We start from the raw sequence: 24,069 nt of genomic DNA, 5'->3' as shown, positions 1-24,069 counted from the left end.
GTCAACCAAACGGCGGGGCTGCCTCGACGTTTGGGGGACATCCGGTTAAACAGTGAGCGGAGAGAAGACGAAGGTCGGACACAAACCATGCGCGTGCTGGTAATAGAAGACGATAAAGAAACCGCGCTTTTCCTGCAGAAATCCCTGAAAGAGAACGGTCATACGGCTGATCTGGCTCATGATGGCGAAGCGGGCCTATCGATGGCGACCGACGGCGCCTATGACGTATTGATCGTCGACCGGATGTTGCCGCTGCTCGATGGCCTTTCGCTGATCAAGTCCCTTCGAACGGAGGGCAATCGAACCCCTGTGCTTATTCTGTCGGCGCTTGGCGAGGTCGATGACCGGGTGAAGGGCCTGCGTGCGGGCGGTGACGACTATCTGACAAAGCCCTACGCTTATTCCGAGCTTCTGGCTCGCGTCGAGATTCTCGGGCGTCGGACGGCGCCGGAAGAGCAGCAAACCCGCTATTCCGTCGGTGACCTCGTGCTCGACCGGCTTTCCCATCGCGTAACGCGCGGCGGCGAACACATCCTGCTGCAGCCGCGTGAGTACCGTCTGCTTGAGTATCTAATGCAGCACGCCGGGCAGGTCGTGACCCGCACCATGCTCCTGGAGCACGTCTGGGACTATCACTTCGATCCGCAAACCAACGTGATCGATGTCCATGTTTCGCGGCTTCGGGCGAAGATCGACAAGAACTTCGACAAGCCGCTGCTGCACACGGTCAGGGGCGCAGGATACACCATTCGTGACGGCCCGGTTTGATCGCGTCGCAAAAGCGGCATCGACGACAACCTTCGGATTGAGCGCGTTGGCCGTAGCGTTCTTTTTGTTCGCTGCGGCAATCGTTGTCGGCTTCCTGTTCTGGCAGACGAACAAGCTCTTTACCGATCAAGTCCTAGCGACCCTGTCGGCCGAGTCCCGCATCTTGTCTTCCGAGTTGAAGGTTGGCGGCCAGATGAAACTGGTCGAGACCGTCACGGCGTTGTCGCGGCCGCAAGGGACGGGGCTCTATTATCTCGCTGACAGCACTGGGGCGAAGATCGCAGGCAATCTCAATCGCATTCCGCCGGAGCTGGAAGCCGATAGTCCTGGCGGTGTATTCAATTACCAGCCGACGGACGACGAAGGGCCGTCGCATCTCGCCGTGGCCATTCCTGTCGATCTCGGCCCTAATCTCCACCTCCTCATCGGCCGCGATGTCGAAGATCAGCGCGCATTCGCGAATTCGATCCGCTTTGTCTTTCTGCTCGGCTTCGGCGCCCTTTCGATCATCGGACTTCTGGGCGGACTGGCTGTCAGTCGCCTCATCGTCAACCGCATGGATCAGATCACGGCCGCAAGCCGCCAGATCATGGAAGGCGATCTCTCGCGGCGCATTCCGACGACGGGCCGGGGAGGCGAACTCGACGCGCTTGCAAACAATCTCAACGAGATGCTGGAACGCATCGAGGGCCTGATGAATGGTCTGCGCGAAGTCTCAGACAACATCGCCCACGATCTCAAAACGCCGCTTAATCGCATGCGCAACGCCGCCGAAGCCGCTCTTCGCGATCCGCGTGGCGAAGAGGCCTATCGCGAGGGCCTTGAACGCACGATCGAAAAGGCTGATGACCTCATCAAGACCTTCAACGCGCTGTTGTTGATCGCACGGCTGGAAGCCGGTCCGCTCGAAGACAGCACCGAAACGTTCGATCTGGGACATTTCGTTGCCGACGTCAGTGAACTTTACGCTCCCGCCGCCGAAGAGGCAGGCTTCAATCTGACGATCGACGTCGAGCAGAATGTGTTCGTCCGCGGTAACCGGCAACTGATCGGCCAGGCCATCGCCAATCTCATCGACAACGCCATCAAGTATTCCCGTGGTGGCGAGCCTGGAAGCGCCATCACCGTGCGCGCCTATCGCCTTGATGGCCGGCCCGTGATCTCGGTCGGCGATCATGGCCCCGGCATCGACGAAATCGACCGCGAGCGCGTGCTGAGACGCTTCGTGCGGCTGGAAGCGAGCCGCACCAAACCGGGTACCGGCTTAGGGCTTAGCCTCGTTGCAGCGGTTGCTCGCCTCCACCATGGCGAAATCCGGCTTGAGGATAACCAACCGGGCCTGAAGGTCGTGCTTCTCCTGTCGCAAAGGTGCCTCGTTGCAGTGCCCGATCAGGAGGGTGACGCGGCACCCGGGCTTGCGGCACAATGAGGGGATGGATCAGTCTCTTCCCCCAAGCTTCGCCGAACGTATATCCGAATCGCCGAAGAGCCCCGCTGACGGTCGCGGCGCCGAACGCTTCCAATCCCTGAAGGCGGAAGCCGTGGCAGCCTGCCCGCTACTCGCGGAACTTCTTCTCAATTCCGATGTCGAAAATCTGCTGACGGGCGTCTTCGAAGGTTCGCCGTATCTGACGACGCTCGCGAACCGCGATCTGGCGCGCCTCGCACGTATTTTGTCCGAGCCTCCGGCCGCGCGCTTTCAAAGCCTTACCGACGAACTCGTCGCGGCAATGCAGGCGGCCTCGGACCTAGGCTCCGCCAAACGCGCGCTTCGCATCTACAAGTCAGAGGTCGCGCTGCTGACGGCACTGGCCGATCTTGCAGGCGTCTGGCCGGTGATGACGGTCACCCGGACGCTGTCGGACTGCGCCGACACCGCTGTCGGGACAGCTGTCCGCTTTCTGTTTCGCTTGGCGTCGGCGCGCGGGCAGTGGCAGCCGCTCGAAGCGGAAAGTCCCGAACGCGACTCCGGCTACTTCGTGCTGGCCATGGGCAAGCTCGGTGCCTTCGAACTCAACTACTCAAGCGACGTCGATCTGACGGTCTTCTTCGATCGCGACAAGGCGCGGCTCGTGGGCGACGGCGACGTGCAATCGTTCTTCGTCCGGTTGACGCGCGATCTCGTGCTGCTGCTCGATGAGCGCACACCGGATGGATATGTCTTCCGCACGGACCTGCGCCTTCGGCCCGACGCCGGGGCGACGCAAATCGCACTCTCGACCGTTGCGGCCCATGGCTACTACGAGACCGTCGGCCAGAATTGGGAGCGCGCCGCGATGATCAAGGCCCGGCCGATTGCCGGAGACCTCGAAGCCGGTGCCGAATTCCTCTCCGAGCTGTCGCCCTTCGTCTGGCGCAAGTATCTCGATTTCGCGGCGATCGCCGATATCCACGCCATGAAGCGCCAGATCCACGCGCATAAGGCGATCGGACCGATCTCGGTCGCCGGACAGAACTTGAAGCTCGGCCGCGGCGGCATTCGCGAAATCGAATTTTTTGCGCAAACACAGCAATTGATCGCAGGGGGCCGCCAGCCCGATTTGCGCGTCAGCAGCACGCTGGACGCACTGGCAGCGCTTGAACGGCGCGGCTGGGTGAAGGCTGACGTTCGCGCCGATCTTGATGATGCCTATCGCTATCTCCGCCGTCTGGAGCACCGCGTGCAGATGGTCGCCGATGAGCAAAGCCACGAAGTTCCGGGAGAGCCTGCAGCGCTTGAGTCTTTTGCGCATTTCGCGGGATATGCCGATGTGGCGGAGCTTTCCGCTGCTTTGCTGCCAGTGCTGGAAACCGTCGAGAAGCACTACGACGGTCTGTTCGAAGAACCGCCGCAGCCGTCATCGCCTGCTGGTGCCAATCTCGTCTTCGCCGGAGCCAAGGACGATCCGCGCACGCTGGAAGAGTTGAAGCGCCTTGGATATTCGCAGCCAACACAGGTTCTGGCCATCGTGCGAGGCTGGCACCACGGCCGCGCGCCGGTCGTCAGGTCGCCACGTGCACGCGAACGCCTGACGGAAGTCCAGCCGCTGCTGATCGAAGCGCTTGCCGATACGGTCGATCCCGACGGGGCGATTGCGAGCTTCGACCGTTTTCTCGCAGAACTTCCCTCTGGCGTGCAGCTTTTCTCGTTGCTGAAGGCTCAGCCAGGGTTGATCCGGCTGTTCGCCGACATCATGGGCTCCGCGCCGCGCTTGGCTCACATCCTGTCGCATCGCCGACGCCTATTGGATGCCGTGCTCGATCCGCAGGTGTTGGGCGGCGATTTCAATGGCGCTGCCATCGACGAGGTCGTGATGAACGCCTTCGCCGCTGCCCGCGCGACAAGCGACGGCGATCCGATGCAAGAAATCCTCGATACGGCTCGGCGGATCGGCAGCGAGCAGGCCTTTCTGGTCGGCGTCAGAATTCTTGCCGGCAGCATATCGGCGACCGAAGCAGGCGTCGCTTACGCAACGATCGCGGAGCGCCTGATCGCGGCCCTGCTGGGCGAGGTCACGCGCGAGATGGAGCAGGACCACGGCCGTGTGCCGGGCGGGGCTGCTGCTGTCATCGCCATGGGCAAGCTCGGTGGCCGCGAAATGACGGCGGCGTCCGACGTCGATCTCATCTTGATCTACGATTTTGATCCGGCGGCCGAACAATCGGACGGGACAAAGCCGCTCGCGCCGCCGCATTACTACACGCGCCTGACGCAGCGCCTCATCACCGCCATCTCGGCGCGAACGGCGGAAGGGGCGCTTTACGAGGTCGATATGCGCCTTCGGCCCTCGGGTCAGAAAGGGCCTGTCGCGACGCGGCTGTCGAGCTTCACAAACTATCAGGCCAGCGAAGCCTGGACGTGGGAGCATATGGCCATGACGCGGGCCCGCATCATCGCCGGCTCACGCGAGTTGTCCGGACGTGTCGAAGCCGAGATTCGCAAGGTCCTGACGGCCAAACGCGACCGCGCCAAGATCGCCGCGGACGTCCTTGACATGCGCCGCCGCGTCGAAGCCGAGAAAGCGACCTGGGATATCTGGGATCTGAAGCAGGTTCGCGGCGGGCTCGTCGATCTGGAGTTCATCGTTCAGTATTTACAACTGGTGCATGCCGCCAAGCATCCGGCAGTCCTCAATCAGACGACGCTCGCAGCCCTGGCTGCGGCCGCATCCGAGGGTGTTATCCATAACGATGACTACCTGCTGCTGGCACATGCCGGTCAATTGCTGCACGATCTGACGCAGGTGCTCCGATTGACCATCGAGGGGCCTTTCGACCCCGCATCGGCGCCGAAAGGCCTGAAATTGCTCCTGGCCCGATCAGGAGATACAACCTCTTTTGAAGACTTGGAAATAAAGTTGAAACAAACGCTTGCAGACGTAGCGGAGGCCTTCAATCGGCTGATCGTCTAGGGTTTTTGCGGCCCGGCGACGGATTGTGGCAGGCTGAGACGTTCTTGCGATAACCGACACGGAAAGCCGTCTTTCGGGCGGCAGCATCCGAGGCGTTGGAGCGCAAGGCAGGCGAATAGGATGTCGAGGGGATTAGTGGCGGCAACGAGGACGGATGGCACTCCGGCCGCACCGCGACCGGCGGCCGAAAGCCGAGCCGATGAGGCGATGCTCGTTGCCGCGGTGGGTCGCGGCGACGGCGACGCCTTTCGCCTGCTGATGGCCCGCCATCTCGGAAGCATCGTTTCCGTGGCGCGCCGAATGCTGCGGGACGATGCGGAGGCGGAAGACTTGGCGCAGGAAGCTTTCTTGCGACTGTGGCGTTCGAGCGGAACGCTGGAAATTGGCCCGGCCGGCATTAGGCCGTGGCTGCGTCGCGTGGTCTCGAATTTGTGCCTCGACCGCGTGCGCGGTCAGGGGCGCGTGTCGGTGGTTGAAGAATTACCCGAGGTTCCCGAGCCCGCAAAACAGCTCGCCGGCCTCGAAAGTCAGGATACGCAGCGCCGGGTTGAAGCGGCGATGCAGAAACTGCCGGACCGGCAGCGCCTTGCGCTCACGCTCTTTCATTTCGAGGGGCTGAGCCAGATCGAGATCGGTCAGGTCATGGGAGTGTCGGACGAAGCTATCGAATCTCTGCTCAGTCGGGCGAGACGGCAACTGAAGACGGAATTGAAATCGGAATGGGAGTCGCTGCGAAATGATAGCGAACTCTGAAGTGCGGGAGACTGCAGACAATGTCACGCAATAGTTTAGGCCCTGTGGGGCTCGATAGACTGGAGGCGGCGCTCGATACGTACGGAGCAGACCGTACGCGATGGCCTGCACCCTTGCGTCTTACGCTATCGGGCTTAATTGCGGGCAATCCCGACGCCCACAAAATGCTGAAGGATGCCGAGGCTTTCGATCGGCTGCTGGACAAGGCACCGCAATATGATGCGACGCGCCTCTCTAAGTTGAGCGACCGCATCGCGGCGGCAGCGGAACGTCAGCCCCGGCTCGTCACGAGCCAGGAGCGTTCGCCAGCGGCAGCTGTTCGGCCGGCGTGGCCCACGCTTCGCCGTCACCATGGCTTGGCTGCGACGGCTCTCGCTGCATCCCTCGTCCTTGGCGTATTCGCCGGTCAAATGAAGGTCTTCACGTCGACCGCCGATGCGCTTCTCGGTGAAGATGGCTCTTCGTCCACCCTCAGCCGGCAGATTGCCTTTACGGACGATGGTGACAGTTTTGTAGACGGGGATCTGCTGTGACGGTCAACGTCGATCAATCGCGACCGGCAGCGGATCGGCCGCGCTGGCTTTATCCGGGCTTTATTGCGTCGTTGGCCTTAAACCTGCTGTTCATCGGCTTGTTTGCGACCGCCGTTTGGCATCATCACGAAGAGGAGCGAAAGAGGGACGAAGGGTTCCTTGGTTTCGTCAAACAGTTGCCTGCCGATAAGCAAACCATGATCCGGCAAAAGGTGATCGAGGCGCGCGCGTCCATGAAAGGTTTGCGCGACAACGTGCGCAAGACATGGACCGATGCCAACGCCATGCTGACGGCCGAGCCATTCGACAAAGATAAATTTTTGGCAGCACTCATGCAGCTTCGGACGGCCGAGAATGCTTTCAAAGGCGCGATCTATACGAGCGTCGCGAGTACCGCAGCCGAGTTGACGCCAGACGAGCGCAAGCTTCTGCAGGAATGGCGAGCGAAGCGTCACGCATCGATGCTGAAACCGCCTGGACCGCCACGGCCAGACGACGACAGGGCAAAATAACAATAACGGCGGCGGCCATGTGGACGCCGCCGTTATGCTTTCTTCAGGCCGCCATGGCGAAAAGGTCAGGCTGAACCGCGCGCTGAAGGCGCACGCTTGTTGTCCACTCGCCATTTTCCGCAACTGAACTCGTCAGCTCGGCACCTGACAGCTCGCAGAATGTGCGCGCCAGGATAATTCCGAAGCCGTCTTCCGGCTGCACGTCGATGCCGCCGATCAGCGTCAGTGAGAGATATACAGCTTCGCTGGCGACCTTCGTTTCAATCCGCAACTCAGAGCCCGGAGCCGCACGACGGGTGGCTTCTGCAATGAGGTTGATGAGCATCTGGCGCGTCGCCTGATGGTCGCCGACGATCTCGGCATCGCCTTTGACGTCAATCGCGATGGCAATAGATTGTGCCGCAAGATCGGGGGCGGCAAAGGCGCAAGCGTCGTCGACGATCGCTCGAATCTTGCTCGTCTCGCGAGCCCGCTTGCGCTCAGGAGCCGTCAGCAGCGCCGTGATCGCCAGCGCGTCTTCCGCCGACTTCAGCAGGATGCGACCACTCGTATGAATATCGCGGGCGTAGCCGCTGTAGCTCGACCCGAGAGGCCCGAAAACTTCGTTCGTCATCAGCTCCGAAAAGCCGAGCACGGCGTTAAGCGGCGTCCTGAGCTCATGGCTCATATGGGCCGTCAGCCTGGCCCAGGCCGCGCGATCCAGGCCCGGTTGCGCCGCGGGCGTGCCTAGAAGCTCCGGGAAGCGCATTTGGCGTCCGGTATCGGTGTTGAAGGCCGAGCGGTGGTCCAGCTCGCTGCGCTTCTGCGTGGCGTCCGCGCCATCCCGCGCAAGCGGCTGCCACGGCAGCATCACGACCAGGGCGGCAAGCCCTGCGCCAGCCACGAAGAATACGGTCGAAAGCATATCGGGGCTGAGCTGGGGGATGATGGCACCAGCTGCCGTCAGCACGGCGGCGAGAACCAGAAAGAGACCGCGGTTTGGAAAAGTCCGGCTTGCGGCGGCTGCGTAGAGTACGCCGGTGTGATGTGATCCAAAGCCGCCGAACGCGGCAATACTTCCCCGTTGAGGAACGGACCAAGTCCGAGCCATCCTCAAATTCCCCTGCTGAATTTTGATCTAAGTGCCCCGCCCCACAAGGCCGAAGACGATCATGTCTCCGAGCATGATTTGAGCTTCGCCGATTTGCGACTCACCGTCGAGGGAGAAAAAATCGCGAGAGAATCAATTTTGTCGCTCTTTCGACGGCCCGAGCAAAAGGATCGCGGGCTGTGGCCGAAATGCTCCAGAAACCGTTTAGTCGTCGAGCATCCGCGTGACCATTTCCAAGCAATCGCGCGACAGCCGCGGCGCCGAGCCCACCCTTTTCAGCGCCGCCTTGGCGAGGTTCTTTCGCTTGGTCTCAAGTGCCCGATAGCTGCGGAACGCAGCCAGCATGCGTGCGGCGACCTGCGGATTGAGCGGGTCGATTTCGAGCACCTTGTCCGCCAGGAATTCGTAGCCCGCGCCATCGGGACGGTTGAACTGCAGCGGATTGCTTGAAGCGAACGTCCCGATGAGCGCGCGCACCTTATTCGGCGTCGTGATCTTGAAGAGCGGGTGCTGGCAGAGCGCCTTCACTTCATCGAGCGTTTGCTCTCGCGGCGACTGCGCCTGAGCGGCAAACCACATGTCGATGACGAGATGATCGTCTTTCCAGCGCTCGAAGAAATTGTTGAGGACGCTTTCGCGGCCAGGAGCATTCACGCCCGCGATGAGAAACATCGCATGGCATGCATCCGTCATGTTCGTGGCTTTGCGATAGTGCGCTTCGAGCCGCGCGAAGTCTTCCTCGGTCTCGCGCGTTGTCAGCAGCGTCAGGGCGGCATTACGCAGGGCGCGCCGGCCGGCGTTCTTGGCATCGGGTGAGAATTTCTTCTCGCGCGATGCGCCTGCGTAGATCGTTTCGAGATCGCTCGCCAGCCTCTCGCCGATCGTGCGGGCGAATGCACGGTGCTCGCCGAAGATCGCCGCGTGGTCGACCTTCGTCGCCTTCTCACGCGCAACGTCGGCAACCGACGGCAACTTCAGAAGCTCGGCCTTGTACGCATCGTCGAGACCGGAGTCGCGCAGCGCATAGCCCAATGCGTCGGTAAGTTTCGCGGCCTTCGATGCGGCGAGCGATTTCGGCCGTTTCGCGTCGAGCAGAGCCAGGATGCTCCGCGTCGCGTAGGCGTTGCTCGCCTGCCAGCGATTGAAGAGGTCGCTGTCATGGTGCATCAGAAACGCCAGGTCCTGATCGGTGAGCGGCATGTTGATCACGACGGGCGCAGAGAAGCCCCTGAGCAGCGACGGCACCGGCCGCGAACCGACGCCCTTGAACGTGAACGTCGTCGCGCGTTCGGTGACGGCCATGACGCCGTCGCGGATCTTGACGCCGCCCTCGACGTCGAGATCCATCTCTTTGCCGTTCTCGCCAAGCAGCGCCATGCTGATCGGAATGAAGTAGGGCTGCTTCTTGGCTTTGCCGGGCGACGGCTTCAAAACCTGATGAACCGTCAGCTCCGCCGACTTCTTCCGCTTGTCGTAGGTCAGGTTGCAGACCAGTTCCGGTGTGCCTGCCTGCGAATACCAGCGATGGAACTGCGAGAAATCCTGCCCGCTCACGTCCGCGAAGCAGGCGATGAAATCCTCGATGGTGACGGCCTGGCCGTCGTGACGCTCGAAATAGAGATCCATCCCGGCGCGAAATTTCTCAGGCCCGAGCGTCGTCTCGATCATGCGGACGACTTCCGCGCCTTTCTCGTAAACGGTCGGCGTATAGAAATTGTTGATCTCGACGTAGCTTTCAGGGCGCACCGGATGGGCGAGGGGGCCTTGGTCTTCCGGAAACTGCAGCGCCTTCAGTTGCCGCACGTCGGCGATGCGCTGCACGGTAGCACTGCGCTGATCGGCTGAGAATTCCTGGTCGCGGAAGACTGTCAGGCCTTCTTTCAGGCAAAGCTGAAACCAGTCGCGGCAGGTGATGCGGTTTCCGGTCCAGTTATGGAAATATTCGTGCGCAACGACGCTCTCGATCGATTCATAGTTCGCGTCGGTCGCCGTCTCGGGCGACGCCAGAATGAGCCGGTCGTTGAAGATGTTGAGGCCTTTGTTCTCCATCGCCCCCATATTGAAGTCGGAGACGGCGACGATGTTGAACACGTCGAGATCGTATTCGCGACCAAAGCGTTTTTCGTCCCACCGCATGGCGCGCTTCAACGATTCCATCGCCCAGTGTGCCCGCTCTTCCTTCCCATGCTCGACATAAATGCGAAGGTCGACCTCGCGGCCGGACTGGGTCTTGAACGTTGACGCTATGGACGACAGATCGCCGCCGACGACGGCAAAAAGATAGGACGGCTTGGGATGCGGATCGTCCCAGACGGCATAGTGGCGCTCCCCGCCGAGCAGCGTGCCGCGCTCAACCGGATTGCCGTTGGCGAGCAGAACCGGCGCCGTCGCCACATCGGCTTCGAGCCGTACGGTGTATTTGGAGAGCACATCCGGTCGGTCGAGAAAATATGTGATGCGTCGGAAGCCCTGAGCCTCGCACTGCGAGCAGTAGACCCCGCGCGAGAGATAGATACCCTGCAGCGCCGTGTTGGCCTTGGGATTGATCGTCGTCACGATTTCGAGCGTGAAGGGCACTTTCGGCGGCGAGAGGACCGTCAGGCTGGCGTCGCCGACGCGATAGGAGGACGGCTTCAGCTTCTTGCCGTCCAACGTGATGCTCTCGAGCGTCAACAGTTCGCCGTCGAGCTTCAGGGGCACCTTGCCGGTCGTCGCCGAAGCAGGATTACGCCGGATCTCGAGCTTCGAGGCGACGCGCGTTTTCGTCGGCGCGAGCGCTATGTCGAGATGGACGGTGTCGATCAGAAATTCCGGAGGGCGGTAATCCGCGAGAAGGACTGGTTTGGGATTTTCTGCTTTCATGGCACCCCGCTGCGAACGTCATAGGCGCTTTCGGGGAAAGTTCCAACCGTTCCGCCGACCGCAAAGCTTCTATCCTAATCGGTGCCGGAAATCATCGTAACCAAACGACCGCAGAACATGAATTGTTCCGTCTTCGTTGAGAACTGCGAGATCGGGCAATGGCACGCCGTTGAACGTATTATTCTTCACGAAGGAATATTGCATCATATCGGTAAAGATGATGCGATCACCCACTTTCAACGGCGCGTCGAATGAGTACTCGCCGATGATGTCTCCGGTCATGCATGTCTTGCCGCCCAGGATATAACCGTGCGGTTTTCGACCGGGTTCCGCCGCGCCAATAACATGTGGCGTATAAGGCACCTCTAGAACATCCGGCATATGCGTCGAGGCAGAAGCATCCAGAATAGCGATGTCCTTGCCATTGTGGTGTAGCCCCAGAACGGAGCCGACAAGGTATCCTGTATCAACGACGAGACCGGCGCCAGGCTCCAGAACAACGTCCACGTTGAACTCTGTTTTGAATGCCTTGATTGCGGCGATCAGCTTCGAAATGTCGTAGCCGGGCTTGTTGATGAAGTGGCCGCCGCCAAAGTTCACGACCTTCACGCGCCGGACATAGTCGCCAAACGCCCGCGCGACGTGCTCGATGAGCCCGACCGATCCCTCGTGGCCCGACTCGCACAGCGAATGCGTATGCAGGATGTCGACGTCGTCCCACGACACGCTGTCGAGCATGTCGCGCGTCGCACCGAACCGCGAGAAGGGCGCGCACGGATCGTAAAGCGCGCCGCCAAGCGTGGCGTTCGAATAGCCCGGATTGATGCGGATGCCGATTTTGAGACCCGACACCTCGCGGATCACGGCGAGATTGTCGATGATCTGCTGCGGCGAGTTGAAATAGATGTGCTGGGCGAGCTTCGTCAGGCGCGCAACCTCGCCTGGCGCGTAGGCCGGGGAGTAGACGTGCACTTCCTTGCCGAACTCGTCGTGACCAAGGCGCGCCTCGTACTCGCCACTTGCTGTCGTGCCATCCAGCACCTCGCGCATGATCGGAAAGGCGGCCGGCAGCGCAAACGCTTTCGTCGCCAGCAGGATCTTGCAGCCCGCCTCACGCTTGACCTCTGCGGCCCGCGCCAGATTGCGCTTCAACGCCGCCACGTCGAGCACATACGACGGCGTCGCGATGGACTGCGCCCAGTCGAAAGACTGCAGGTTCAATTTGGAAAGGTCGGACACGTCGAGCCACCGATCAAACAGAAAAAGGGCGCTTTACGGCGCCACGCGAACAGGTCCGGCGGTCGTGCCGGGCCACTTGTAGATGAAGGTAAGATACGCAAGCGACACGTATATGGCCCCGAATGCCCCGCCGCCAAGAAGGACCGCCGCTTCGTAGAGCGTCAGGCCATGCAGCCAAGGCGGCTGAGCATTACCGAACCCGGTGATCTCGCTGGCATGTGTCGCGAGCTTCGACCACGCGCGTTCGGTGCCGACCAGAAGGTCGTTCAAGCCCCACGTCAGCGCGCCCATGAATGCCAAGCCGAACGTGAGCATCGTGAACGCCAGAAGCCGCAGCGAAATGGGCGCCTCGCGAAGAAAGAGCCACAACCCGGCGATGTAAGCCGAGATCATTCCGAAACTCACCGAAAAGACCGACACGACAATGCCGGTCAATTCGTTTCTGATCGAAAGGATCTCGGCTTCGCTCATCAGGTCTCGACCGCGAACAGCTTCTTCTGGTCGGATTTGTCGATTTCCTTGGCGTGCCAGGGCAGGCCCTGCTCGGCGAGTTCATCAAGGAACGGTTCGGGCGGCAGCTGTTCGACGTTGAATACGCCTTGGCCTTTCCAGATGCCCTTAAACATCATGATCGCGCCGGTGACGGCCGGCACGCCGGTCGTGTAGGACACGGCCTGTGCGCCGACTTCTTTGTTCGTCTCGGCATGATCGCAGACGTTCCAGATCATGTAGCGCTTCTTCTTGCCCTTCTTCTCGCCTTTGAGGACGACGCCGATCGACGTCTTGCCGGTATAATTTTCGGCCAGCGAGGAAGGGGCCGGCAGCACCGACTTCAGAAACTCCATCGGGACGACGGGCGTGCCTTTGTAGTCGACAGGATCGATGCGCGTCATGCCGACGTTCTGGAGCACTTCGAGGTGCTTGATGTAATTATCCGAGAACGTCATCCAGAACCGGATTTGCTTCAGGCCCTTGATGTTCTCCACCAGGCTTTCTTCCTCCTCGTGATAGATGAGGTAGGATTTGACCGGCCCGACTTCCGGATAATCGATCATGGTCGAGATCGACAGCGGATCGATTTCGATCCACTCGCCGTCTTTCCAATACTTGCCGCGCTGCGTCACTTCCCGAAGATTGATCTCAGGGTTGAAGTTCGTCGCGAACGCTTTGCCGTGGCTGCCAGCGTTGCAGTCGATGATGTCGATCGTGTGAATCTCGTCGAACAGGTTCTCCTGCGCATAGGCGCAGAAAACGTTCGTGACGCCGGGATCGAAGCCGCAGCCGAGCACGGCCATCAGGCCCTTCTCTTTGAACTTTTCATGATACGGCCACTGGTATTTGTACGTGAACTTGGCTTCCTCACGCGGCTCGTAGTTGGCCGTGTCCATGTAATTGACGCCTGCTTCGAGGCAGGCGTCCATGATCGCCAGATCCTGGTAGGGCAGCGCCATGTTGATGACGAGATCGGGCTTGATCTCGTTCAGGAGCTTGACCGTATCCGCGACGATGTCCGCGTCGAGCTGATAGATCTCGATCGGCGTCTTGCACTCGGCCTGGACCTTCTTGCAGCTTTCGAGACGGCGAGACGCGAGATGGATCTTCTTGAAGACGTCGCGGTTCATCGCGCATTTCTTCGCGACGACCGAGCCCGCAGCGCCTGCCCCGATGATGAGTACGTTGTCCAACGACCGCTCCCAAAGTTGAAAGGCCGGTCATACCGGCTTGCGTAGCGCGTAAAGTCGCGCTGGGGGCCGGAAATAGGGCAGGCGCACAATTAATTCAATACGTTCCGTCGTTTGCCGCCGACAACGACGTCGAAGTCGATACAATTCCTGCAAAAAGAGAATTATGACAGTTTCTTGCTAAGCCGTTTACCGCAGTCCGGATCGCGGGCCACCACTGGCTGTGGAAGCCCGTTCCTTAATCCGGAAGCCGCCCAAGCTCGTAGATGGGGCAGACCGAACGCTGTTCCTCCGGCGGCCACCCGTACTGTCCAAGATTGAGGTCGGCCGCCTCGAAGCGGCGCAGGATCACAAGCCGGGCCGGAGCAAGATCCTCCTCCTTGAGCCAATTGGCATGCGAAATGAAAAGTTTGGCGGCTGGCGCCAGGCACCGCCCGATGTTGGCGAAGAACAAGCTCCGCTGCGCTTCGTTGCAATGATTGAGCACCGAGAACGCGATAGCGTGGTCGAACATCCGGTCGATGCCCTTCAGCTCGAAATTCGCCAGCGCGACGACCGTCGGCCGCTTTTCTTCAAGCCCGTGCTCGGCAATCAGGCGGCGGGCGGCCTCGACGAACGACAGATTGTAATCGAAGCCGTAGTAATGCCCGGCATTGAGATAGCGAATGAAATGGACGCCGGCGCGCAGCGGACCACAGCCAATGTCGAGCAGATTGGAAGACGTCTGCAAGCCACCCGCCCGAAGTAGCTCAAGCTGGAAGCGCCCGCGCGCATCCCATCCTTCGCTTCCCCCGCCGAGATGCTGTTTGTATTCGCCCCGTGCGATGGCGTTCCCGTCAAGCACGAGGTCCGTATACTTGCCGGCTGCAGCACCCTTGACCTTCGACAGGCTTTTCAAGGCGCCGCGAAGCGTAATTACCCCCATCGGGTCATCCTGCTCCACTGACATACCGTGTTGGATTGGCTTACGGCATGCGAGCGCAGCGAACAGCTATCCGTGAGGCATAGGCTATCTTGCTGATCTCGGGAGCGAAATTGGTATTCTGTCGCGGTGGGCGGGACCGCGCGTCGCCTGATGATCGCCTCGTTTCTGACATTTCGATCAAGTCTCTGACGGGCAGCAAATCATCGGAGGACTGATGGTCGCGTGGAGCAATCCGCTCATCGCATGGGGATTGATGTACTTTGGCGCAATGCGGTTCCATACATCGGGTGAAGCACGCCTTCAGCCGTTGAGTTTTCGTGTGAAGAAGAAGGATGTGGCGGCATTTGCTGGGAAAGGCGCTCTCGACGCCCGCCTTGATCGGATCGACGAACATCGCCCGATAGATCGTGTCTTCGTAATGGGGTGCGGCCGCTCCGGTACCTGGTTGTTAACGGGGCTCATGTCGACGTTCAAGGACACTTGCGTCGTTGCCAAGGAAGTTCCGGTCGAACTCTTCGCACAGCTGACGACGACCGGACGGACGCTCGTTCTGAAGCGCAACAACGTCTCGTTTGAACGCCTATCGCAGATCCCTGCGCGCATCAAAATTGCCTACGCAATCCGGCATCCCTTCGATGTTCTGACGAGCCACAATCCAACGAGCACGCACGTTTATCATATCGACGTCGCACGATGGCTCGGCGAAATGTCGGCACTGCGGGCAGCACTCAACGATGGCAGACAAAACTTCTGCATCGTCCGTTACGAAGACTTGGCGACCGACGCAGCGGGTGTTCAGAAAAAGCTTGCCGATGAACTCGGACTTGAAGTCGGAACGCCAGCCAGCGAGCTTGCCTCAGTCTTCAAGCCGTCCGGCAAGGCTGAATCCGCGATGCACGGATTGCGCGGCATCGATACCAGATCACTGAACAAATACAGAAGTGATCCCAACCGCATCGCCTATCTGAAATCGATCAGGCCGCAACTCGGCGAAACGCTCGACTGGGTCGCTACCCGTTTCAGCTACGACACGGCCTTGCCGTGAGCGCCATGCTCATTTCTTTTTCTTGACGTCGATCCAGATGAAGCCATTTCGGTTCGGCATTTCGACTTTCGGAAGCGTCTCCGCATTGATCACTTGGCTTTCGCCGATGACCTTGTTTGCTGCCAGCAGATAAGCGGTGATCGCATACGTTTCGTCGGCGGAGAGGGAACCCGGCGCTGCTGGCGGCATGCTGCGCGAAATGAAATCGAAGATCGTCGTCGCGAACGGCCAATAAGCGCCGATGGTTTTGTTTGGATCATCGCGCGTCGGTGGCGTCGGATCGCCGATAAGATCCTCGGCGGTCGCGCCTTCGCCGTGCGCGCCATGGCATCGGGCGCACTTTTCGGCATAAAGCACCCGGCCTTCCTTGGCCGTTCCATGCCCCGGTGGAAGTCCACGTCCGTCGGGGAAAATCGTCCGATTCCACGCGGCGGCTTCGGCGGCCGTCATGGTCTTGCCGAGATGCGGCGCTGCAACTTTACTGGCGTCCGCCGCGCCCACCGCATTGAACGGCGCTGCGGCGGCGAGCACGATGACGATATGTCTAAGCATAGACATGCGTTATCTCGCCATCCTCGTCGACAGCCCAGCTGACGATCGCATTGTAGTGAAAATATCCTTCTCGCCCGCGCTCCTTTACCAGGACATCGCGCTCCGGCTGAACGTAGCCCGTCTCATCCGTTGCGCGGCTCTTGAGGATCGAGGGCTTGCCGTCCCACGCCCAGGGAGCGCGAAAGCGCGTGAAGCAATGCGCCATGACCGGCTCTTGCAGATGCGCCTCAGCCCACGTCTTGCCGCCGTCGGCGGAAACCTCGACTTTCGCTATTCTGCCGCGACCGCTCCAGGCTAACCCTCGAATTTCATAAATGTTCGGGCCATACATCTTCTGCCCCGGCGATGGTGACGTGATGAGCGACTTCGCGTCCATGACGAACGTAAACATCCGCGCTTTGCCGGATGGCAGCAGTTCCGTGTATTTCGCCGTTTCATTGCGCGTCATTGCCGGTTGATCCGTGACGTGCAACCGCCGCAGCCATTTAACGTTCGTAATGCCTTCCCAACCCGGCACGATCAGGCGTAGCGGATAACCGTTCTCCGGGCGCAGCCGCTCGCCGTTCTGGTAAAGGCCGAGCATGGCATCGGCGGCAAGCTTCGACAGCGGCAGGCTGACATTCAACAATCCGGCGTCCGCGCCTTCCGCGATCACCCATGAGGCGGTCGCGTCGACGCCCGCTTCATCAAGTAAGATCGACAATGGCACGCCGGTCCATTCCGAGCATGAAACGAGGCCGTGAAATGCACCCACGGGGCGTTGGATCGGTTCCGAGTGCCAGCCGGCGTTGCTGTTGCCGCCGCATTCGATAAAGAGAAAGCGCGACTGCATCGGATAGCGCAGGAGATCCTCGACCGTGAATTCCAGCGGCTTACCGACAAGGCCGTGAATGACGAGCCGATGCAGCGTCGGGTCGATATCTGGAACGCCGTCATGGTGGCGTTCGAAATGCAGCCCGCTCGGCGTCACGATGCCTGCGAGATCCTCCAGCGGCGTCCACGAAACGCCATCGCCCGAAGGCGTTCGATTGCCGCCGATATTGCGGATGACATACTTTTCGTATCTCGAAGGCAGGCCATACGTTGTGAACGGTCCGCCGGTATGGTGCAACCATGGCGGATCGGCAGGATCGAGCGGCGCTGCATTCTTCGTCTCGGCGGCCGACAGTGAACCCGCTGCTTGCGCCGAAGCCAGAACCATGCCGCCCTTGAGCAAAAGGCGGCGATCTAGAAGACCACCGCCCGCAACAGGCTTCAAATCAGTTTCTGTGAGCTTTCCGGCCACGCGGCCGTCTCGCGGGTCGTGAGCGTCAGGACTGGCTGGGCGTCGAATGACCGCTGAACTGCGTGCCTTCCGAATCCTCGGCTTTGACGTCCATCTTGTCCGCCGGGTTGCCTTGGTATGTGAAGCGGAAGTTCGGATCTTCGCTGATAGAGATGCCGCCTTCCATCGAAAAGATCAGCTTGCCGCCCGTCGTCACCGACAGCTTGTCGATGAAGCGCGCCGGCGGATACGCATGCGTGATCTGATCCATTGCCATGCCGGACGTATTGGGATGCTTGAGCATCACCTGCGCGACCTCGCTGCCGTCCTCTTTGCCGGCCGCCGTCTTGACGCGCATCTTACCCATCTCCTTGGCGGCCTCTTCGGGGTCCTTGCTCGCGGGTGCCGAGCAGCCGCCTGATGCCTTCACGAAGACGGTCGTCATATAGAGTTTGTTGTCGGTCGTTTCCGCGATAGCGCGAACGTCCGAGTATTGGTCGATGCGCACACGCGTCGCGAGCATACGCTCACCTGTTCCCGCCGCGTCGCCATAGTTGAACGTCGCAACGACCGGAGACGGATTCTGATCGATGACTAGGGTCAGCGACTTTACGTTAGCGGCGAACGGCGCCGGCATGCGTACGGTAATGGGGACGGTCGCCGCATCCTCGGCGCGCTTGGGAGCCTCAAGCGTAATTTTTCCTGCACCATCCAGAATTTCGCGCGAGCCGAAAGCATCCTTGCGAATGTCTGTCCATGCGCCTGGGTTGTTAACAGTGGGGCTTCCATCATCGGCGGCGAGAGCGCTGACGCTCATCGCGGCGATCAAAATAGCGGATCCCAAAAGTCCGCTTGCAGTTTTCCGCATCGTTTCCTCGCTTGCCGCCTTTTGGCGGTCTTTCATGCGCACTGAATGCCGAATTCGGAATGAAATACTACATCAACCCGGAAGACCGGGCCATCTTTTTCGCGAAAGTACGGCGCATCCTCTATTAAGAATACGCCTAACTGCCTCCATTCGTTACTAATTAGATCGAGAGGAGGCCGCGTCAAGCGACGGCCGTCCGGTTAAGCCAGGCGCGCCAGCCGCCGAAATTCGTAATGTCCTCGGCGCCGACAGTGGCGTGGCTCTCGCACAGGAAGCCTTTGACGCGTCGCCCGTCTTCGAGCACCAGCGTTCCGATGCCGAGCGGCGCCGGGATCAACGCCACAAACGATCCGAAGGCGGCGTCATCCATTTCCCAGATCTCGACCTCGATCGCGCCCGGCCCGGTGCCTTCATAAACGAGTCCCGGCTTGGGCGGTGTTGTCCCCGGCAAGGAATAGAGCCGATAACCGGCAGCAGTTCGCGATGTCTCGCGGAAGATGGCGTCGCGCTCTGTCAGCTGGCCGTTGAGCGGCTGCCCGCTGAGATGCGCGCCGACGACGGCGACCTGCACGGTCTTTTTCTTGGCCGGACGAACCGCGACCCGCATCGTATCGCCCAATGCTGCGTCGGTGGCGCCGAGCTTGGCATCGAGCAGTGCCCGGTGCACGGCATCGCCGATCGTCGCGAGCTTGCCGTCGGCAAACGCCCGGCCGATGAGGGTCACGCCGAACGGAATGCCGTCCTCGCGGAATCCGGCCGGAACCGCGAGCGCCGAAAGATCAAGAAGATTGACGAAGTTCGTATAGGCCCCGAGGTTCGAATTGAGCCGGACCGGATCGGCCAGCATGTCGGCGATCTTGTACGTCGTGCCGGCCGTCGGCAGGACCATGACGTCCATGCGCTTCCATTCGGCGTCCGCAGCGCGACGAAGCTCGGCGAGGCGATACATGCTCTCGAAGGTTTGCAGCGCGGTCTTGGCTTTGCCGCCGCGAACAATATCGGCGACCACCGGATTAAGGTCGTGTTCGGCCAGATCTTCGGTGGCGAACAAACGTTCCGCGACCCACGGTCCGTCATAGAGCATCGCCGCCGTGTCGCGAAATGGCGTGTAGTTGAAGGGCGTGATTTCGACGCCCAGGCCCGCGAGACGATCGATCGTATGGAGATAGAGCCGGCGGTATTCGCTGTCCTCGAAGAACGAAAGGGGCGAATTCGGTACGCCGACCTTCAAAGGGCGCCCGACACTCTCGACCGTGAACGGCGGCGCATCGGCGCGCGAGAAGCAATCGTCCTTGTCGAACCCAATGGCGGTCTCAGCAACCCTGGCAGCGTCCGCAACTGTCAGGGCGAAGATCGAAACCACGTCCTGGCTTTTGCAGGCTGGCACGACGCCACGCGTCGAGATCAGGCCTTTCGTCGGCTTCAGTCCGACAATGTTGTTGAAGGCAGCCGGCACACGTCCCGATCCGGCCGTGTCCGTGCCGAGCGAGAACGACACGAGACCGCCCGCAACGACGACAGCCGAACCTGAACTCGATCCTCCGGAAATATACTCCGGGTCAAACACGCTCGCCGGGATGCCATAGGGCGAGCGCGTTCCGTTGAGGCCCGTCGCGAACTGATCGAGATTGGTCTTACCGATCAAAATCGCACCGGCGGCTTCGAGCCTCTGGACGACGGTCGCCGATCGCTCCGGTGTGTACGCAAAGGCAGGGCAGGCGCACGTTGTCGGAAGTCCGGCGACGTCGATGTTGTCCTTGACGGCGAACGGGATGCCGTAGAGCGGTCCTTGCGTGATGCGCCGCGCTCGATCCTTTGCCGCTTCCTTGTCGACCAGCGTGATCCAGTCGGGCTGCACGCCTTTGGCCTGAATACGCGCGTAAATCTCGTCGATGACGGCTTCCGGCGTAATCTTCTTCGCTTCATAGAGCGCGGTCAGATTGCCGATATCGAGCGATAAAGTCACGCCGTCGCCTCCGCCTGCAATTCTTTCAAGATGACGAGTGTCTGTCCGAGCGAAACCGGCCGACCTTCGGCACATCGAACCTCATGAACGACGCCGCTGGTCGGCGCAGGAACGGCCATTTCCATCTTCATCGACTCGACGATAATCAATGTCTCGCCTTCGGAAACCGCGGTACCCGGTTCGACAAGGACTTTCCAGACACTCCCCGGCACAGGACTTTCTACCGCAGTCGCCCCCGGCGGCAACGCGGCATCGGCGTCATGGTCCTCGAAGGTGTCGGCCGAGCTAGCCGCCCCTTCCTGGTCGCTCTGTTGCCAGCGCGCCCGCTCCGCTTCAAAAGCCGCCTGCTGCCGCGCTTTGAAAGCCGCAATCGTCTCGGCGTTTTCGGCGGCGAACGCCTGATAGTCCTTCAGGCTGAACGTCGAAGGTTCAATTTTGACGTCCACTTGACCTTCGAGAAACCCGTCGCGGAAGGCCAGAAGCTCTTCGCCGGAAACTGGGTAAAACCGGATTTGGTCGAAGAAGCGCAACAGCCACGGCGAACCGGCCTCGAAAGCCTCCGTCGTCCGGTAGGTATTCCAGACTTGGCACGTCCGCCCGAAGAGCTGATAGCCGCCCGGTCCCTCCATGCCGTAGATGCACATGTACGCGCCGCCGATGCCGACGACGTTGTCCGGCGTCCACGTCCGGGCCGGATTGTACTTCGTGGTCACGAGGCGATGGCGCGGATCGAACGGCGTCGCCACCGGCGCGCCAAGATAGACATCGCCAAGGCCGAGCACGACATACGTCGCGTCGAAGACGATGCGAAGAACATCTTCGATGGAATCGAGGCCGTTGATCCGCCGGATGAACTCAATGTTCGACGGGCACCACGGCGCATCCGGCCGAACGCCCTGCATGTACTTATCAATTGTCTTCTGCACCGCCGGATCATTCCAAGACAGCGGCAGATGAACGATGCGCGACGGCACCTCGACATCACTCAGATCGCCAAGCGTGTCTTCGATGGCCGAGAGCTCCGCCAGCAAATCTTCCAGCGGCAACGTCGTACCGTCGTAATGGATCTGCAGCGAACGGATGCCGGGAGTCAGATCGAGAATGCCGGCAAGCTTGCGCTGTTCGAGCGCCGTCATCAGAGCGTGTGCGCGGAACCGCAGCGTGAAGTCGAGAGTGATAGGCCCGTATTCGACGAGCATGTAGGCGTCGCCGGCACGGCGATAGACGACGCGCGGGTTGTCGCCCGACGCTTCGCGGCTACCGATCACGCAATCGTCGGCGCCCCACTTGCCGTTCGGAAACGAGGGTGCTGCAATGGACTTCAGCGACGCGACTTCCGCTGCTTGCTTTCCCAGTCGAGCCGCCGCGGCTGCGGGCGTCAACCGCACGAAGCGGACTTTATCGCCAGGGCGCAATTGCCCCATCTTCCAAAGTTCCGCCTGCACGATCGTCACTGGACAGACGAAACCGCCGAGTGACGGACCGTCGGGGCCGAGGATCACCGGCATGTCGCCCGTAAAGTCGACCGCACCGATGGCGTAGGCATTGTCGTGAATGTTGCTTGGATGCAGTCCCGCTTCGCCGCCGTCGGTCCGCGCCCACACGGGCTTCGGTCCGATCAGGCGAATGCCGGTCGGATTCGAATTGTAATGGACCTCCCAATCTGCCGAGAAAAACGTGTCGATGTACTCCGGCGCGAAGAAGTCTGGCGCGCCGTGCGGCCCATAGAGAACGCCGATCTCCCAGGTATGCGTCAGCGGCGGCATGAGGTCGGCAGAAAGGCCGGGCACCGGCGGTTGGCTCGCCTCCGTGCCGACATGAAGCACGTCCCCGGTCATCAGCACGCGGCCGCCGTGGCCACCGAATTTGCCGAGCGTGAATGTCGATTTGCTGCCGAGATAGCTCGGAACATCGATGCCGCCGCGAACGCCGATGTACGCGCGTACGCCAGGACCTTTAACGCCGCCGACTTTCAGAACTTGCCCGGCCTTGACGGCGAACGGCTGCCAATAAGCCACCGGCTCGCCATCGAGCGTTGCGGCAAGCTCGGCGCCCCCCAGGCAAACAGTCGTATCGGTATTGAAGCGCAGCGTCGGGCCGGCAAGCGTGGTCTCGATCGTCGCTGCGCTCTCTTCGTTGCCGAGCAGGCGATTGATGAGCCGATGCGACAGCGGATCCATCGGCCCCGAAGGCGGTACGCCAACGGCCCAATAGCCGACGCGTCCCGGCCAATCCTGGATCGTCGTCTGAGTGCCGGGAGAGAGAACCTCGATCGTCTCCGCTTCATAAACGAACGTCTGCAGCGTGCGCGTCAGCATCTGACCGGTGTCGAACACCTCCGAGCGCGAAAGCTGACGCAGATAATCGAGGTTGGTTTCAAGCCCGCCGATGCGCGTCGCATCGAGCGAAGTCTGCAATCGAGATAGCGCTTCTTCGCGCGATGCGCCATTGACGATGATCTTGGCGATCATCGGATCGTAAAACGGAGAGACTTCTGATCCGCTCTGTACCCACGTTTCGATGCGTGTCTGAGGTGGCCAGGTGACCTCCGTCAGACTGCCCGAACTCGGACGAAAATCGCGGCCAGGATCTTCGGCATAAAGGCGAACCTGAATCGACGCACCTTTTGGAGAAAGCGTCGCTTGCGCCGGAAGCTGCAACTCGTTCGCCGCTTGCCGCACCATCCACTCGACGAGGTCGACGCCGAAGACTTCTTCCGTCACGCCATGCTCGACTTGAAGCCGCGTGTTGACTTCTAGAAAATAGAATTCGTTTGTCTCAGCGTCGTAGAGATATTCGACCGTTCCTGCGCTTTCGTAATTCACCGACTGGCACAGACGCCGCGCCGTGTCCCAAAGCGCCGTGCGCGTTGCCTCCGGCAGGTCGGGAGCAGGCGTCTCTTCGATGACTTTCTGATTGCGCCGTTGTGCCGAGCAATCGCGCTCGCCGAGCGAGACGACGTTGCCCTTGCCGTCGCCGAAGATCTGCACTTCGATGTGCCGCCCGCGCGCCACATACTTCTCCAGGAAGATGCCAGCGTCCTTGAAGTTGTTACGAGCGAGACGCTCGACACGCTCAAACATCGGCGCAATCTCGTCGGCGGACGAGACGAGCTGCAAGCCGATGCCACCGCCGCCCGCCGTGCTCTTGATCATCACCGGATAGCCGATGCGCTGGGCTTCGCTTTTCGCATGCTCGACATCGCGAATAAGCCCCGAGCCCGGCGCCAGCGGCACGTTCGCTTCGAGCGCCAGTTCGCGCGCTTTGTGCTTCAGGCCGAAGGCACGCATGTGCTGCGCCTTCGGGCCGATGAATGCGATGCCGGCTTTTTCGCAGGCTTCCGCAAAGTCGGGATTCTCGGACAGAAAGCCGTAACCCGGATGGATGGCCTCGGCGCCCGTCTTCTTCGCCGCTTCAAGAATGACGTCATACTTCAGATAGCTTTCTGCCGCAGGTGAGGGGCCGATGGCGATGGCCTCTCCCGCTTGCATGACGTGCATCGAATGACGATCCGCTTCCGAATAGACGGCGACACTCGCGATGCCCATCCGGTCGAGCGTCCGGATGATCCGGCAGGCAATCGCGCCGCGATTGGCGATCAAAACTTTGCGAAACATCT

General features: G+C 60.8%; 18 protein-coding genes. 7 read left to right on the top strand and 11 right to left on the bottom strand.

The window, feature by feature from the left end:
* Nucleotides 1-87: 87 nt before the first annotated feature.
* From ACLB1Z_RS12200 to ACLB1Z_RS12175, 6 genes are all read left to right on the top strand, one after another.
* Nucleotides 88-768, top strand: a complete 681-nt coding sequence (locus tag ACLB1Z_RS12200) for a response regulator transcription factor (RefSeq protein WP_029670984.1) — start codon at nt 88-90, stop codon at nt 766-768.
* Entirely contained in the window at nt 752-2,197 is a 1,446-nt protein-coding gene (locus tag ACLB1Z_RS12195) for an ATP-binding protein (RefSeq protein WP_409560101.1), read from the top strand. Before ACLB1Z_RS12200 ends, ACLB1Z_RS12195 begins: the two co-directional genes overlap by 17 nt.
* A 4-nt stretch (nt 2,198-2,201) precedes the next feature.
* Entirely contained in the window at nt 2,202-5,159 is a 2,958-nt protein-coding gene (locus tag ACLB1Z_RS12190) for a bifunctional [glutamine synthetase] adenylyltransferase/[glutamine synthetase]-adenylyl-L-tyrosine phosphorylase (protein WP_409560100.1), read from the top strand.
* Nucleotides 5,160-5,294: 135 nt separating this feature from the next.
* Nucleotides 5,295-5,912: a sigma-70 family RNA polymerase sigma factor gene (locus ACLB1Z_RS12185; RefSeq protein WP_409560099.1), complete on the top strand. Its 618-nt coding sequence runs from the start codon at nt 5,295-5,297 to the stop codon at nt 5,910-5,912.
* A gap of 20 nt (nt 5,913-5,932) precedes the next feature.
* Complete coding sequence (locus ACLB1Z_RS12180; protein ID WP_409560098.1) at nt 5,933-6,445, top strand: hypothetical protein; 513 nt, start codon at nt 5,933-5,935, stop codon at nt 6,443-6,445.
* Entirely contained in the window at nt 6,442-6,957 is a 516-nt protein-coding gene (locus ACLB1Z_RS12175; RefSeq protein WP_409560097.1) for a periplasmic heavy metal sensor, read from the top strand. The genes ACLB1Z_RS12180 and ACLB1Z_RS12175 overlap by 4 nt, the downstream gene beginning before the upstream one ends.
* A 43-nt stretch (nt 6,958-7,000) precedes the next feature.
* On the opposite strand, the gene ACLB1Z_RS12170 is transcribed toward ACLB1Z_RS12175, so the two are convergent.
* The 6 genes from ACLB1Z_RS12170 to ACLB1Z_RS12145 all read right to left on the bottom strand — a co-directional run bounded on the left by ACLB1Z_RS12170 (nt 7,001) and on the right by ACLB1Z_RS12145 (nt 14,755).
* A complete protein-coding gene (locus ACLB1Z_RS12170; protein ID WP_409560096.1) occupies nt 7,001-8,047 on the bottom strand; it encodes a sensor histidine kinase in 1,047 nt (348 codons plus the stop codon).
* Nucleotides 8,048-8,251: 204 nt separating this feature from the next.
* Nucleotides 8,252-10,909, bottom strand: a complete 2,658-nt coding sequence (pepN, locus tag ACLB1Z_RS12165) for an aminopeptidase N (protein ID WP_409560095.1) — start codon at nt 10,907-10,909, stop codon at nt 8,252-8,254.
* 69 nt (nt 10,910-10,978) lie between these two features.
* Nucleotides 10,979-12,148, bottom strand: a complete 1,170-nt coding sequence (gene nspC, locus ACLB1Z_RS12160) for a carboxynorspermidine decarboxylase (protein ID WP_409560094.1) — start codon at nt 12,146-12,148, stop codon at nt 10,979-10,981.
* 33 nt (nt 12,149-12,181) lie between these two features.
* On the bottom strand, nt 12,182-12,619 hold the full coding sequence (locus ACLB1Z_RS12155; protein ID WP_409560093.1) for a hypothetical protein: 438 nt from the start codon (nt 12,617-12,619) through the stop codon (nt 12,182-12,184).
* Nucleotides 12,619-13,833: a saccharopine dehydrogenase family protein gene (locus ACLB1Z_RS12150; RefSeq protein WP_409560092.1), complete on the bottom strand. Its 1,215-nt coding sequence runs from the start codon at nt 13,831-13,833 to the stop codon at nt 12,619-12,621. The genes ACLB1Z_RS12155 and ACLB1Z_RS12150 overlap by 1 nt, the downstream gene beginning before the upstream one ends.
* A gap of 235 nt (nt 13,834-14,068) precedes the next feature.
* A complete protein-coding gene (locus ACLB1Z_RS12145) occupies nt 14,069-14,755 on the bottom strand; it encodes a class I SAM-dependent methyltransferase (RefSeq protein ID WP_409560091.1) in 687 nt (228 codons plus the stop codon).
* Between the two features lie 214 nt (nt 14,756-14,969).
* Between ACLB1Z_RS12145 and ACLB1Z_RS12140 the strand changes: the two genes are divergently transcribed.
* Nucleotides 14,970-15,800 (top strand): sulfotransferase, encoded by an 831-nt coding sequence (locus tag ACLB1Z_RS12140; protein ID WP_409560090.1) that lies wholly within the window; start codon nt 14,970-14,972, stop codon nt 15,798-15,800.
* 9 nt (nt 15,801-15,809) lie between these two features.
* Here the strand turns inward: ACLB1Z_RS12140 and ACLB1Z_RS12135 are convergent, their stop codons facing one another.
* From ACLB1Z_RS12135 to uca, 5 genes are all read right to left on the bottom strand, one after another.
* Entirely contained in the window at nt 15,810-16,358 is a 549-nt protein-coding gene (locus tag ACLB1Z_RS12135) for a c-type cytochrome (RefSeq protein WP_409560089.1), read from the bottom strand.
* The gene (soxC, locus tag ACLB1Z_RS12130; protein WP_409560088.1) at nt 16,345-17,637 is read right to left on the bottom strand and encodes a sulfite dehydrogenase; all 1,293 of its coding nucleotides are present in this window, start codon (nt 17,635-17,637) and stop codon (nt 16,345-16,347) included. Before soxC ends, ACLB1Z_RS12135 begins: the two co-directional genes overlap by 14 nt.
* Nucleotides 17,638-17,662: 25 nt before the next feature.
* Nucleotides 17,663-18,484: a quinoprotein dehydrogenase-associated SoxYZ-like carrier gene (locus tag ACLB1Z_RS12125; RefSeq protein WP_409560087.1), complete on the bottom strand. Its 822-nt coding sequence runs from the start codon at nt 18,482-18,484 to the stop codon at nt 17,663-17,665.
* A gap of 181 nt (nt 18,485-18,665) precedes the next feature.
* Nucleotides 18,666-20,450 carry an allophanate hydrolase gene (gene atzF / locus ACLB1Z_RS12120; protein WP_409560086.1) on the bottom strand — a complete coding sequence of 595 codons (1,785 nt, stop codon included), beginning with the start codon at nt 20,448-20,450 and terminating at the stop codon, nt 18,666-18,668.
* Entirely contained in the window at nt 20,447-24,067 is a 3,621-nt protein-coding gene (uca, locus tag ACLB1Z_RS12115; RefSeq protein WP_409560085.1) for an urea carboxylase, read from the bottom strand. Before uca ends, atzF begins: the two co-directional genes overlap by 4 nt.
* Nucleotides 24,068-24,069 lie beyond the last annotated feature (2 nt).

The sequence above is a fragment of the Hyphomicrobium sp. MC8b genome (assembly GCF_905067615.1).
Lineage (GTDB): Bacteria > Pseudomonadota > Alphaproteobacteria > Rhizobiales > Hyphomicrobiaceae > Hyphomicrobium_B.
The sequence above is the reverse complement of the archived record's forward strand: the minus strand, read 5'-3'. Positions and strand labels throughout refer to the sequence as shown.

Coding starts and splice junctions, on each gene's coding strand:
- ACLB1Z_RS12200 (WP_029670984.1), top strand. CDS start 88: ATGCGCGTGCTGGTAATAGAAGACGATAAAGAAACCGCGCTTTTCCTG.
- ACLB1Z_RS12190 (WP_409560100.1), top strand. CDS start 2,202: ATGGATCAGTCTCTTCCCCCAAGCTTCGCCGAACGTATATCCGAATCG.
- ACLB1Z_RS12180 (WP_409560098.1), top strand. CDS start 5,933: ATGTCACGCAATAGTTTAGGCCCTGTGGGGCTCGATAGACTGGAGGCG.
- ACLB1Z_RS12170 (WP_409560096.1), bottom strand. CDS start 8,047: ATGGCTCGGACTTGGTCCGTTCCTCAACGGGGAAGTATTGCCGCGTTC.
- pepN (WP_409560095.1), bottom strand. CDS start 10,909: ATGAAAGCAGAAAATCCCAAACCAGTCCTTCTCGCGGATTACCGCCCT.
- ACLB1Z_RS12155 (WP_409560093.1), bottom strand. CDS start 12,619: ATGAGCGAAGCCGAGATCCTTTCGATCAGAAACGAATTGACCGGCATT.
- ACLB1Z_RS12145 (WP_409560091.1), bottom strand. CDS start 14,755: ATGGGGGTAATTACGCTTCGCGGCGCCTTGAAAAGCCTGTCGAAGGTC.
- ACLB1Z_RS12140 (WP_409560090.1), top strand. CDS start 14,970: ATGGTCGCGTGGAGCAATCCGCTCATCGCATGGGGATTGATGTACTTT.
- ACLB1Z_RS12135 (WP_409560089.1), bottom strand. CDS start 16,358: ATGTCTATGCTTAGACATATCGTCATCGTGCTCGCCGCCGCAGCGCCG.
- ACLB1Z_RS12125 (WP_409560087.1), bottom strand. CDS start 18,484: ATGCGGAAAACTGCAAGCGGACTTTTGGGATCCGCTATTTTGATCGCC.
- uca (WP_409560085.1), bottom strand. CDS start 24,067: ATGTTTCGCAAAGTTTTGATCGCCAATCGCGGCGCGATTGCCTGCCGG.